13 protein-coding genes are annotated in these 12,257 nt (G+C 65.7%); 9 read left to right on the forward strand and 4 right to left on the reverse strand.

Annotated elements, in window-relative coordinates; translation table 11 throughout:
• Positions 1–22 precede the first annotated feature (22 nt).
• Positions 23–661 (forward strand): flavin reductase family protein, encoded by a 639-nt coding sequence (locus NFI08_RS02110; protein WP_108449722.1) that lies wholly within the window; start codon positions 23–25, stop codon positions 659–661.
• An 89-nt stretch (positions 662–750) separates the two neighbouring features.
• Here the strand turns inward: NFI08_RS02110 and NFI08_RS02115 are convergent, their stop codons facing one another.
• Complete coding sequence (locus NFI08_RS02115; RefSeq protein WP_045991241.1) at positions 751–1,509, reverse strand: sulfite exporter TauE/SafE family protein; 759 nt, start codon at positions 1,507–1,509, stop codon at positions 751–753.
• Positions 1,510–1,574: 65 nt separating this feature from the next.
• A complete protein-coding gene (locus NFI08_RS02120; RefSeq protein ID WP_231498595.1) occupies positions 1,575–2,924 on the reverse strand; it encodes an MFS transporter in 1,350 nt (449 codons plus the stop codon).
• A gap of 164 nt (positions 2,925–3,088) precedes the next feature.
• Here NFI08_RS02120 and NFI08_RS02125 point away from each other — a divergent pair, with 164 nt between their 5' ends.
• On the forward strand, positions 3,089–3,913 hold the full coding sequence (locus tag NFI08_RS02125) for a helix-turn-helix transcriptional regulator (RefSeq protein WP_349586826.1): 825 nt from the start codon (positions 3,089–3,091) through the stop codon (positions 3,911–3,913).
• Positions 3,914–3,922: 9 nt separating this feature from the next.
• Here the strand turns inward: NFI08_RS02125 and NFI08_RS02130 are convergent, their stop codons facing one another.
• A complete protein-coding gene (locus NFI08_RS02130; RefSeq protein WP_349586829.1) occupies positions 3,923–6,088 on the reverse strand; it encodes an autotransporter outer membrane beta-barrel domain-containing protein in 2,166 nt (721 codons plus the stop codon).
• Positions 6,089–6,362: 274 nt separating this feature from the next.
• Between NFI08_RS02130 and NFI08_RS02135 the strand changes: the two genes are divergently transcribed.
• The 7 genes from NFI08_RS02135 to NFI08_RS02165 all read left to right on the forward strand — a co-directional run bounded on the left by NFI08_RS02135 (position 6,363) and on the right by NFI08_RS02165 (position 11,482).
• Positions 6,363–7,826 carry an aminotransferase gene (locus tag NFI08_RS02135; RefSeq protein ID WP_222569973.1) on the forward strand — a complete coding sequence of 488 codons (1,464 nt, stop codon included), beginning with the start codon at positions 6,363–6,365 and terminating at the stop codon, positions 7,824–7,826.
• 124 nt (positions 7,827–7,950) lie between these two features.
• Positions 7,951–8,532, forward strand: a complete 582-nt coding sequence (locus NFI08_RS02140; protein ID WP_349586833.1) for a Na+/H+ antiporter NhaC family protein — start codon at positions 7,951–7,953, stop codon at positions 8,530–8,532.
• Between the two features lie 15 nt (positions 8,533–8,547).
• A complete protein-coding gene (locus tag NFI08_RS02145) occupies positions 8,548–9,300 on the forward strand; it encodes a Na+/H+ antiporter NhaC family protein (RefSeq protein ID WP_349586836.1) in 753 nt (250 codons plus the stop codon).
• Positions 9,301–9,308: 8 nt separating this feature from the next.
• Positions 9,309–10,481: an agmatine deiminase gene (gene aguA / locus NFI08_RS02150; RefSeq protein WP_108450150.1), complete on the forward strand. Its 1,173-nt coding sequence runs from the start codon at positions 9,309–9,311 to the stop codon at positions 10,479–10,481.
• A 142-nt stretch (positions 10,482–10,623) separates the two neighbouring features.
• Positions 10,624–10,872 (forward strand): YMGG-like glycine zipper-containing protein, encoded by a 249-nt coding sequence (locus tag NFI08_RS02155; RefSeq protein ID WP_045991247.1) that lies wholly within the window; start codon positions 10,624–10,626, stop codon positions 10,870–10,872.
• Positions 10,844–11,107, forward strand: a complete 264-nt coding sequence (locus NFI08_RS02160) for a hypothetical protein (protein WP_349586840.1) — start codon at positions 10,844–10,846, stop codon at positions 11,105–11,107. Before NFI08_RS02155 ends, NFI08_RS02160 begins: the two co-directional genes overlap by 29 nt.
• A gap of 132 nt (positions 11,108–11,239) precedes the next feature.
• Positions 11,240–11,482, forward strand: a complete 243-nt coding sequence (locus NFI08_RS02165) for a YMGG-like glycine zipper-containing protein (protein ID WP_045991248.1) — start codon at positions 11,240–11,242, stop codon at positions 11,480–11,482.
• Between the two features lie 63 nt (positions 11,483–11,545).
• Here the strand turns inward: NFI08_RS02165 and NFI08_RS02170 are convergent, their stop codons facing one another.
• A complete protein-coding gene (locus NFI08_RS02170; protein WP_349586843.1) occupies positions 11,546–12,223 on the reverse strand; it encodes an extensin-like domain-containing protein in 678 nt (225 codons plus the stop codon).
• Between the last annotated feature and the right edge of the window lie 34 nt (positions 12,224–12,257).

Consider the following 12,257-nt stretch of genomic DNA (forward strand, 5'->3'; position numbering starts at 1 on the left):
AACGGGTGCTGTTGCAACGACAATGAACACAAGGAGTTCGACAGTGAGCGACGACGCCACCCTCAAGGTCAGCGAGCTGGACGCCGGCCTGATCTATCGACTGTTCTCCGGAGCCATCGCTCCGCGTCCCATCGCCTGGGTGTCGACCCTGAGCGAGAGCGGTCACGCCAATCTGGCGCCCTTCTCGTTTTTCAATGTGGCCAGCGTCGATCCCCCCGTGCTGGCGTTTTCTCCATTGCTCAACGGCGAAGGCGCCACCAAGGACACCATCGCCAACCTCAAGCAGGTCGGCGAGTGCATCGTGCATATCGGTGGTGAGGCGCTGGCCGAGGCGCTCAACGCCACCAGCGCAAGCCTGCCGCCCGAGGGAGACGAGTTCGACCATGCCGGGTTGACCAAGGCCAGCCTGGGAGACCTGCGGGTACCGCGTATTCAGGAGGCACCGGTTGCCTTCGGCTGTCGCCTTCACGATATCCTGCACTTCGGCGACCGTCCGCTGTCAGGCAACCTGGTACTGGCCGAGGTGACCGTCATCCACGCCGATCCCCGGGTGTGGAACGGTCGACACGTCAGCTGCGACGCCCTGGCCCCGATCGGGCGCATGGCCGGCAGCGACTACGCACGCTGCACCGACCTGTTCTCACTGGAACGTCCGAAGTAACGAACCCTGGGGCGCCCCGGCAACCCCTGACGGCGCCTGCAACGGCCCAATGCAGCTCTCGATGAAGCTCGGGTCGCCCGGGTCGTTGCTCAAGCCGCAAGCAGCGAACGCGTCACCAGGTAGCCGCCCATGGCCAGCAGGCCAAGCAGAAACACCTGGCGAAAGCGCGCCTCGGATAGCCGGCGTCTGAGCCAGGCGCCCCACCACATGCCAAGACTCGCCGGCAGCAGCGCCAGGCTCGACGCCAGCAGCAGGTCGGTGGAGAGCAAGTCCCTCTCGCCGAGTGCCAGCGCCAGGCTCAGGGTCGACAGGCTGAACAACAGCCCCATGGCCTGAACCAGGGCGTCCCGTGACAGACCGATGGCCTGCAGAAAGGGCACCCCGGGGAAGACGCTGGAGCCTGTCAGCCCGGTCAGGACGCCATTCATCGCGCCGACGGCGCCGGCCTGGACCGGGCTTCCCGAGAAGCGCAGCCGTCGCCCGCTCAGATTCATCAGTGCGTAGAGCATCAGCAACAGCCCCAGCAGCAACGACAGCCAGTGAGCCTCGACGCTGGCCAGCACCCATACCCCCGGCCAGACCGCCAGCACCGCCGCCAACAGAAACAACCAGAGCCGACGGCATAGCGCCAGCAGATGCCCTCCCACCAGGGCCTGCCAGACGTTGGTGACCACCGTGGGCACCAGCATCAGCGCCATGGCCAGAGGCAGCCCCAGGGTCGCGGTCAACAGCGCCAGCAGTACCGTGGGCATGCCCATGCCGAGCACTCCCTTGACCAGTCCTGCCAGGACGAAGATGGCCGACAGCAGGATCAGGGTATCGGGTGCGAACAGCGCGTCCGGCAGCATTCAAACGTCCTCGGAGCGGGTCTCTCGGCCAAGGTCCTCGATAGCGTTCCCTCGGCCCAGGTGGTTCAGTGCGTATCGTCCAGCCTGGCTTCCCACTCCCCTGCCACCCGCTGGCCGCGGCGCTGATTGACGCCAGCGCAGATCACGATGGCGATGATGAAGAAGGCAGCGCACAACAGGATCGAAGCCTTGAGCCCCACCGCCGCCTGCAGCAGTCCCAGGCCGACGATACCGATGACCCCCGCCAGCTTGTTGGCCAACCCCCAGAACCCGAAGAACTCGGCCGCCTTCTGGCGGGGCGAGAACAGGCCTACCAGGACCCGGCTGGCCGACTGGCTGGAGCCGAGGCTGAGGCCCGCCAGGCAGCCGACCACCAGAAACAGTTGCTCGGCCTGCCAGTCGAGTCCCCAGGTAGCGTTTAGCCAGGCGGTGACCTCGGGGGTGGCCCAGATGGCCAGGATCGCCAGCACCCACAGCACCAGAGTCATCAGATAGGTCACCAGGGTACCGATGCGGTCCTGGATAAAGCCAAATCCGAGTGCCCCTGCCGCGGCGGTGATCTGGACGATGATGAACATCAGGTTGCGGGTGCTTTCCTGCCAGCCGATGACCTGGGCGCCATAGATGAAGGCGAAGGCGATGATGATGTAGACGCCAGCCATGGAGAACAGCACCGAGGTCAGAAACAGACCCAGGTCACGGAACCGACGCAGCTCGTGCAAGGTGGTCGATACCCGCTGCCAGGCGATGCGGGCGAAGGGCTGGCGATGGGGCTGTGGTTCGGCGCGCTCCTTGAGCCAGACGAAGGTTGGTATCGCCGCCAACAGGAAGAATCCCGCGGCGAAGGGCCCGACCCAACGGATCCGCTCGAAGTTATCCGCGGTGGCCTCGCCCAGTATGGCCAGGGTGAAGCCAGCTGCCACCAGTCCGCCGACGTAGCCCAGCGCCCAGCCGAAACCGGAGATGGCGCCGAGCTTCTCTGGCGGCCCAAGCCCCGGAAGAAAGGCCGCGATAAAGGACTCACCCATGGAGTAGGCGTAGTTGGACAGGATGATCAACACAAAGCCCAGCGCCACGTAGCCCGGCTCGACGAAGTAGAGCATGGCGGTGGTGGCGATGGTGGCCAGATAGCTGGCAAACAGGAAGCGCTTCTTTTCGGCGCGGTAGTCCATCACCGCACCACACAGCGGACCGGTCACCACCACCAGCAGAAAGCTCAGCGCCAGCGCCAGGCTCCACAGCAGGTTGGCCAGGCGAAAGTCGTCGCCTCGGTCGCCGACGATCACCGTGGTGAAGAGTTCACCGAACACCACGGTGATGATCAGCAGGGTGTAGGCCTGATTGGCGAAGTCGAACATCGCCCAGCCGAAGATCTCGCGCCGGCTCGCCCTGTCGCCGCCCCTTGGAGTCGTCATGCTCACGCTCATGCTGCCGTCCCGTTGGCAAAGGAGTCCAAGATAGCAGCCCGACTCGCCCCAGCGCCACGTCACGCCGAGCCCGGCAGACCCTCGGGACGACCACTGACACCAATAACGAAGTGATACAGTGTGGGCTTCAGACTTTCGACCCAGCGAGCCTCATGACTCCCATCGACTACCTGGCATCCAGCGCGGCCCAGGCCTGGCACCAACGACTGGCTGGCCTGATTCAGGGTGCCGATCGCAGCGACCTTCCGCGACAGCTGGAGCAGGCACTCGCCGAGCTGGTGCCCATGGACACCCTGATCCTGCATGCCTACCAGGGCCGAGGCCGTCCGCGAGTGGTCCATGACAACTATCCCCCCGAACGCCGCCAGCGCGACATCGACCCTTATCTGAGTCGCGTCTACCTGCTCGACCCGATGTTCCAGGCCATCGAGTCTGGTCAGGATAACGGTACCCATCGACTGCGCGATCTGGCGCCGGACCGTTTCGAGAGCAGCGAGTACTACCACCACTACTATCGCGGCCTGGGACTCAAGGATGAGATCGGACTCTTCGCACGGGTCAGCGACGACACCGTGATGGTGCTGTCTCTCGGCTTCCGTACCCAGTCGCGACCGGTGACTCGGCGCACCGTACAGGCGCTACGCCACCTGACGCCCATCGTCGAAGCCCTGCTTCAGCGGTTCTGGAGCTGGCAACGCAGTGCCTTCGAACCGCAACACCAGGAGGTCGAGCCCGTCGACGCCGCCTTCTCGAGTTTTGGCCAGGGTGTGCTCACCCGCCGCGAGCAGGATATCGTGCGCCTGCTGCTCGCGGGCCACTCGGCCAAGTCGGCGGCGCGAGAGCTCGGCATCAGCGACGGCACCGTCAAGGTCCACCGCAAGCACGTCTATCAGCGCCTGCAGGTCACGAGTCAGGCCGAGCTGTTTCGCGCCTTTCTCGATCACGTAGCGCTGATCTCCCGCCAGCAGCGTGACTGACGCACCCGCTCAGAAGCGGTAGGAGAGATACAACCGCCCCTCCCAGATATCCAGGTCATCATGGCCGATGCTGAGATAGCCGGCGCTGGCCTCGAGCAGGGTGGCCTCGCCGACAAACCAGCGGGCGCCAGTGCGCAGGGTACCCGTCAGGTCAGAAGGGTCCTCCCACTCCAGATCCTCGTTGAGGTAGCGCCCGTCGTTGGGCTGCTCGAAGGCCCAGTCCACCCCCAGTTCGGCGTAGGGCATGATCAGACCCGCGTGGTCAGTGTGGTAGATACGGCTAAGCTCACCACTGACCGACGCGACGCCAGTGCTGTAGGAGTCGCCGGGCACTTCCACCTCCACCGGTATCCCCAGGATCTTGCCGTCCAGGTCATAGTCGTCGCTGCGCTCACGGGAGTAGAACAGCGAGACGGTGGGACGCAACAGGGCCTCCCCCCAGCGGTACTGACCGTGGGCATTGAGCGCGCCGCCGAAGCTACGGGTGTCGAAGCTGCCTTCCAGGGTCGCCAGTTCGGTGTCATTGTCACCCCAGCGCCAGATCAGTGATGCGTCCAACGCCCAGCGCTCGGACAGTCGATAGGCGACATAGGGCGAGATGCTGAAGCCATCGCTGTCGCTGTCCCAGGCGCCGCCAAAGTTGTCAGAGCGGCTCGAGTCGACGCTGAAACTGACCCCCGCCACCGTCTGCTCCGACACCCAGCGGTCGACACCCACCGCCACTACCTGGGCCTCGCCATCCAGATCCTGGCCATCACGGTCATCGGAGATATCGGTATAACGAGCATCCACCCAGGTGTTCCAGGGAGAGACCGGCTCTCCCTGACGCCCTGCGGTGATCGGCACCTGTTCCATCACGGTGGCCTCCAGCGCGTTCCGGGTTCTTGCCTGGGCGTGCTGGCGCAGCAGGTTCTCGGGGCAGGTCACCACCGGCAGGGTACCGTCGGCCAGCGGTGCGCCCCCGAGCCTGGGGTCGTGACGAGGGTCGATGCAGCGGTTAGCCGGCAGCGGCACCCGCCCGGCATACCACTCGGCCGCGTCGACACGGCCAACGATCTGGCCCTGGGGCATCGATGGCACAGAAGGTGTCAGACCCGACGGCGGACGCTGTTCAGGCGGTACGACGCCGATGGGAGGTGTCACCCCGGAAGGTGGCCTGACATCCGGAGGCACGACACCGATGGGGGGCGCTACCTCGCCCGGCCGCGCAACGTTCGGAGGAAGGCTCCATTGCCCCAGGGTGGGCCGCCCCGGCGTCACCCCCACCGGCGGACGCTCGGGGGCGGGCACCGTACCTATCGGCGGCGTTACGCCGGTGGGGGGCCGGAAGCCTGGAGGCACCGTACCTACCGGCGGCGTCACCCCGGTCGGGGGTCGGAAGCCTGGCGGCACCGTGCCTATCGGTGGCGTCACCCCGGTCGGGGGTCGGAAGCCTGGCGGCACCGTCCCTATCGGCGGCGTCACTCCGGTGGGCGGCCGGAAGTTCGGAGGCACCGTACCGATCGGCGGCGTCACCCCGGTCGGCGGCCGGAAGCCTGGAGGTACCGTGCCCACCGGCGGCGTCACCCCGGTGGGCGGTCGGAAGCCCGGAGGCACCGTACCTATCGGCGGCGTCACCCCGGTGGGTGGCCGGAAGCCTGGCGGCACCGTCCCTATCGGCGGCGTCACCCCGCCAGGGCGGGAAAAATCCGGAAAGATCTTGCCGATGGGAGGGGTAATGCCCGGACGCTCCGGCATCGGGATCTGCCCGGCCGGCGGCAATGTGAAGCCACCCTTCTGGTTCTGGGTATCCAGCAGACAATCCTTGTTGCCCCCCAGATCCAGAAGCTTGTGCACACCACCGTTGCCGTTGGATACCACTGGCGACAGGGTCAGGTGCAGGCCGCCGGCATTGCGCGTCCACTCATCGACGCTCTGCTTTCCCTGCGCCGCCTCCAACCCGAAGTCACCCGGCGAGGTCCCCGACAACCACACCGAGCGCGAACCATCGTTGGTGACACCGACAAAAGCCAGCCCTCCCGAGGCACCACAGTTGGCGGCGATAGCGGGTAACGGGGCCGACATCAGAAAGGCGACAAGGGTGCCCAGGGCACGACGAGTAAAGGGTGGTGCTGGCAACATGGCAAAGTATCCGGACTGACCATTCAGCATCCGCCGCGCCAGAATCTGGGCCACCTCTTCCGGCACCTGCGGATCATTACGGCACAGCCTACACCAACGTCGGAGGATCGCTACGTCTGCCTCAAGTCTCGGTAGTGCCGTTTCGCGCACCCCTCTCTCAATCATGAGGTAGATCAAGGTCATGGCAACCTGAGTCGATCATAGGCTACCCCATCGGTGATACCGGCACTGCCGCCGCCTGGCGGCCCGAGGAGACCTACCCTCATAAGGATATGTCATCGACAGGGGCAGTCTGGCGAGACTGGAGACCTTCCCAAGGAGGTTTCCAATGACAACACCCGACACTCGCCTCTCGTCCCGCCCCTCGACTCCCGTCGCCGACACGGCTCCGGTTCCGGCCCCAGTCCCAACAACAGTGGATGCCGAGACCCTGTGGCGCCAGGATCGGGACCACTTCGTCCATCCCTTCACCGACTTCAGCGTCTTCCACGACAAGGGCTGCGAGCTGATCACCGATGCCGAGGGCATCCACGTTCAGGACATTCACGGCAACCGCTTTATCGACGGCATCGCCGGGCTGTGGTGCGTCAACGTTGGCCACGGTCGCGCCGAGATCGGCCAGGCCATGGCCGAACAGGCCACCCGCATGGCCTACTTCTCGACCTTCAACAATCTGTCCAACGCACCGGCTACGCGGCTGGCCGCCAAGCTCGCCGAACTGGCCCCGGCCCACCTCAACCATGTCTTCTACAGCTGCGGAGGCTCCACCGCCAACGACGCCACCATCCGCCTGGTGCACTACTACTTCAACCGCCTGGGCAAGCCGAACAAGAAGCGTATCCTGTCGCGCCGCAACGCCTACCACGGCACCACCTACCTGGCCGCGAGCCTGACCGGCATCGAGAGCAACAACTGGGAATTCGACACCCTCGATGGTCTGGTCACCCATCTAAGCGAGGCCAACCTCTATCGTCGCCCCGAAGGCATGGATGAAGCACAGTACTGTGATCATCTGGTCGCGGAACTCGAGGCCACCATCGCCGAGATCGGCGCCGACAATATCGCCGCCTTCATCGCCGAGCCGATCATGGGAGCCGGCGGCGTACTGGTGGCCCCCCGGGGCTATCACGCCCGCATGCAGGAGGTGCTGCGCGCCCACGACATCCTGTATATCGCCGACGAGGTGGTCACCGGCTTCGGTCGCCTCGGCCACATCTTCGCCTCGGAAGCGGTATTCGACACCCAGCCCGACGTCATCAACCTGGCCAAGGGCCTGTCCTCGGGCTATGCCCCGCTCGGCGCGACCCTGATCTCCGACCGCCTCTACGAGGTGCTGGGCACGCCCCAGGGCAAGGGCGGAGTACTCAGCACCGGCTTCACCTACTCCGGACATCCGGTCAGTTGCGCCGCGGCGCTCAAGAATATCGAGATCCTCGAGCGAGAAGAGCTTTGCGCCAACGTCCGCGAGGTCGGCCCCTATCTGGAGCAGGCACTGGCGACGCTGTCACGACATCCCACCGTCGGCGACGTGCGCGGCAGCCACTTCATGATGTGCATCGAGAACGTGGCCGACAAGGACACCAAGGCGCTGTTCCCGGTGGACGCGCGTGTCGGCGATCGGGTGGCCTTCGAGGCCCAGCAGCGCGGACTGATCATTCGCCCGGTGGGGCATCTCAACGTGATCTCGCCGCCCCTGATCTGGACCCGCGACACCGTCGACGAGGCCGTCGCCATCCTCGACGAGGCGCTTGCCGCCACCGCCGAGTCCCTGCGTCGCGACGGCTATCTCTAGCCACGAATGCCCCTGCAACACGAGGCCGCACGCTTTTTTGCCGCGCGGCCAGCGCAGGGCTCGCCCCTGCGCGATAGCTTCCGTCCAATAACAACCGTCGCCACAGGCGATACAAGGAGCTTGCATGGAAACCTACGGCGTCTGGAGCCTGGTTCCCACCCTGGTGGTGCTGGTCACCGCCATCATCACTCGTCGCACCATCGAATCACTGCTTGCCGGCTGCCTGGTCGGGCTCTTGATGATCGCCCCCAGCGAGGTCGTCACCCGCGGGTCGGACATCCTGCTCACGGTCCTCGGCAATGACACCGTCACCTGGATCATCCTGGTCTGCGGCCTGTTCGGCAGCCTGATCGCCCTGCTGGTCAAGACCGGCGGCGTGCTGAGCTTCGGTGACGCCATGACCAAACGACTGCACAGTCGTCGCCAGAGCCTGCTGACCACCTGGGTGCTGGGGCTGGTGATCTTCGTCGACGACTACCTCAACGCCCTGACCATCAGCGCCTCGATGAAGAAGATCACCGATCGCTTCGGCGTCTCCCGCGAAAAGCTGGCCTATCTGGTGGATTCCACCGCCGCCCCGGTGTGCATCCTGGTGCCCTTCTCGACCTGGGCGGTGTTCTTCGCCGGCCTGCTCGAGGACAACAACGTCGCCGACAACGGCATGTCGCTGTACATCTCGGCGATCCCGTACATGGCCTACGCCTGAGTGGCGGCGGCCCTGGTGCCCCTGGTCGCGCTGGGCTGGCTGCCTGACATCGGCCCGATGAAGACCGCCGAGGCCCGTGCCAAGGCCGGCCAGCCGGTGCCCGATGGCGGCGAGGAGCACGCGCTGCAGATCGACACCAACTACGATGGCCAGAGCCCGCATCTGCTCAACTTCCTGCTGCCCATCGCCAGCCTGATCGTCGCCACCTGGTACTTCGATATCGACATCCTGCGCGGGGTCATCGTTGCCCTGGCCGTCACCCTGGTGCTGATCGCCGTCCAGCGTCTGCTGAGCTTCAATGACACCTTCGATACCGCCCTGGAAGGCTTCAAGGCGATGATCATGCCGCTGGGCACCCTGGTCGCCGGCTTCTCGCTCAAGGAGGTCAACGACGTCCTGGGCCTCACCGAGGTGGTGATCCAGGCGGTACAGCCGCTGATGACCGCCGGCCTGCTGCCCGCCGTGGTATTCGTCACCATGGCCTTCCTGGCCGTTGCCACCGGCTCCTTCTGGGGGCTGTTCGCGGTGGCCATGCCTATCGTGCTGCCGTTGGCGATCAGCATGGACGCCAATATGCCGCTGGTGGTCGGCGCCTTGATCTCGGCCAGCGCTTTCGGCAGCCACGCCTGCTTCTACGGGGACTCCACGGTGCTGTCGGCCCAGGGTAGCGGCTGCAGCCCCATGGCCCACGCCCTGACCCAGATCCCCTACGTGTTGATCGCCGCGGCCCTGGCCACCGGCGTGTTCCTGCTGATCGGATTCTTGTGAGAGCCTACATGAACCAGACACACCATTCGTCTTCACCGACCCCGGCCCCTATCGCGTCCCCTATCGCGTCGCGTTCCGCTGGCAGCGACGCGCACAGTCCCGCCCGACTTGGCTGGTCCATGCCGGCGGAATTCGCCCCTCACGACGCCTGCTGGATGCTGTGGCCCCAGCGCCCGGATACCTGGCGCCTGGGAGCCAAGCCCGCCCAACAGGCCTTCGTCGCGGTGGCCAGCGCCATCGCCGAGAGCGAGACCGTCTACGTGGGCGTCAACGACGATCAGTACGAAAACGCCCGTTATCAGCTTCCGGAATCAATTCGCGTGGTCGAACTATCCAGCAACGACGCCTGGATGCGGGACGTGGGCCCGACCTTTCTGACCCACCCCGAACATGGCCTGGCGGTGGTGGACTGGGAATTCAACGCCTGGGGCGGACTCAAGGGCGGGCTTTACTTTCCCTGGGACAAGGATCGCCGGATTCGCCCCAAGATCGCCGAAATGCTGGGCATCCCCCGCTTCGATGCCGGTATCGTGCTGGAAGGCGGTGCCATTCACGTCGACGGCGAGGGCACCCTGATCACCACCGAGGAGTGCCTGCTCAACCCCAACCGCAACCCGGGTCTGGATCGCGCCGCCATGGAGGCGCGCCTGGGTGAGCAGCTGGGCATCAGCAAGGTCATCTGGCTTCCCCGGGGCTGCTACCTCGATGAAACCGACGGCCACGTCGACAACCTCTGCTGCTTTGTGGGCCCCGCCGAAGTTGCCTTGACCTGGTGCGACGACGCCGCGGACCCGGAGTACCAGATCTGCCGCGACGCCCTGGCGGTGCTGGAAGCCAGTACCGATGCCTGCGGTCGACCGTTCACCGTGCACCGCCTGCCCCAGCCCGGCCCGCTGTTTATCGGTGAAGACGAGGCCAGCGGCATCGACCGGCTCTCGAGCTCGCACCCACGCCAGCCCGGGGACCGCATGGCGGCCTCCTACGTCAACTTTTACATCGGCAATCGAGTGGTGGTCATGCCCCTGCTGGATGAACGCCGCGACAACGAGGCTCGCGACATTCTGGCGAGGCTTTTTCCCGAGCGTCGGGTGATCGGCGTGCCCGCCCGAGAGATCCTGCTCGGCGGCGGCAACGTCCACTGCATTACCCAACAACAGCCGAGGGATCCAAGACGTACCTGACAGGCGGGCGTCGTCGTCGGTAACGACACGGCACCAGAAAATGTCTGCTGAAAGCGACACCGCATCGGAGAATCAAGGGGTTGTGCTCGGCTCTCTTGGCCAATAGGCTCGATATGGCACATAACAGCATAGGAGAAACATCATGAGGAAGGGTTCCATCAAGACACTCTCCAGCCTGCTGCTGGCCACTTTCATGACCTTGGGCCTCGCCGCCTGCGGCACCGGCACCGGTGAACGCGCCGCCAGTGGCGCTGGCGTGGGTGCCGCCGTAGGTGCCGGCGCCGCCGCCGCCACCGGTGGTGACGTCGCCGAAGGCGCCGTGATCGGCGGTGGCGTAGGCGCGGCCACCGGCGCCGCCACCGATGAGGACGACGTCGACCTGGACAACTAAGGTCCTGGGCCTGGGGCGAGGCGAGGGCGCCTCGTTCCAGACCTGCTCGACGCACAAGAACACCGCCGGCTTGCCGGCGGTGTTCTTGTATCTGGCCGGTCGTGTATCTCGCCCGGGTCTGTCCGGCCGGGTATCGCGCCTGGGTCTGGCCGGTCGGGTATCTCGCCTGGGTCTGGCCGGTCGGGTATCTCGCCTGGGTCTGGCCGGCCGTGTGTCTGAGCTGTCGTGTGTCTGACCTGGTTCGACCAAGCGAGCACGGCTCCCACAATTGGCGCCAATTGGCGACAATTGCTGCATATTTGCTTCACTTGCTCCTTTCTGTGCCGTTGTTACTGTTAGGGTCATCCCCCAGCATGAGGACGACGACATGAAACTTCTGAAGATGACCGGGCTGAGCGCTACTGCCCTGACCATGGCCCTGGCACTGTCGGCCTGCGGTACCGGTACCGGAGAACGGGCGCTGAGTGGCGCGGGGGTCGGTGCAGCGGTAGGTGCCGGCGCGGCGGCGATCACCGGCGGCGACGTGGGCAAGGGCGCGGTCATCGGCGGCGGCGTGGGTGCGGCGACCGGTGCTGCCACCGATTCCCGGGACATCGACCTCAGTCGCTAAGTCCAGGCCCGAGGAGTCCAGGCAGGTTTCGACCCCGCCCCGATCCGAGCCAGGATGCCGCCCTCAGCGGCAGACCCGACCGCCCACGCCGAGATGAAAGTGATCGGCGTGGGCAGCATTGTAGTCCGGCCCCAGCACGGTGCCGAAGACCTTGCAGGCGCGCTGCCCCACTTCCTTCAGGAAACGTCCTTCGGCTCCCTTGCCCCAGTGGCCCGACAAGCTGACGCGACGACCGTCCTCGAGTTCGAAGGCGGCCACATCCAGGGCCTCGGCACTGGCATGCTGGCTGCGACGTCCCTCGGCCCGACCATAGATATTGCGGCAGGCGAAGCTGCCAAAGTGTTCGATCTGGGCCACGTCCACGCCAAGGTGGGCGCGCGCAGCGGTGTTGAGCTCATGACGCTCGAACACCGCCCAGGCCACCGCCAGCGGGCAGCGTGTCATCACGCTCGGCTGCATGCGCGACTGGCCACCGGCGTACCGCACCAGATTGGAAAGCTCGCACTGGCCCCGGGTGACGTCATCCAGTGGGGTATATCGCTGGGGCGGGTCCGCCGCCAGCACCGCACGGCAGGCCTCGGGGTCATCCGCCAGCCGCGCCAGCTTCCAGCCGAGGAAAGGACCAGGCGGCGTCTCGATCAATATCGGAGTCCAGGGCAACCAGCGATCCGGAATTGCGATCATCCCCTTGTCCAGGGCAACGCCCAACACCAGCAGCATGATCAACAGCCACTGCCCCATATAGTTCCTTCCTGTGCCCGACCCTTTCTGTGCC

Source organism: Halomonas sp. EF61, from assembly GCF_040147045.1.
Lineage (GTDB): Bacteria > Pseudomonadota > Gammaproteobacteria > Pseudomonadales > Halomonadaceae > Halomonas > Halomonas litopenaei.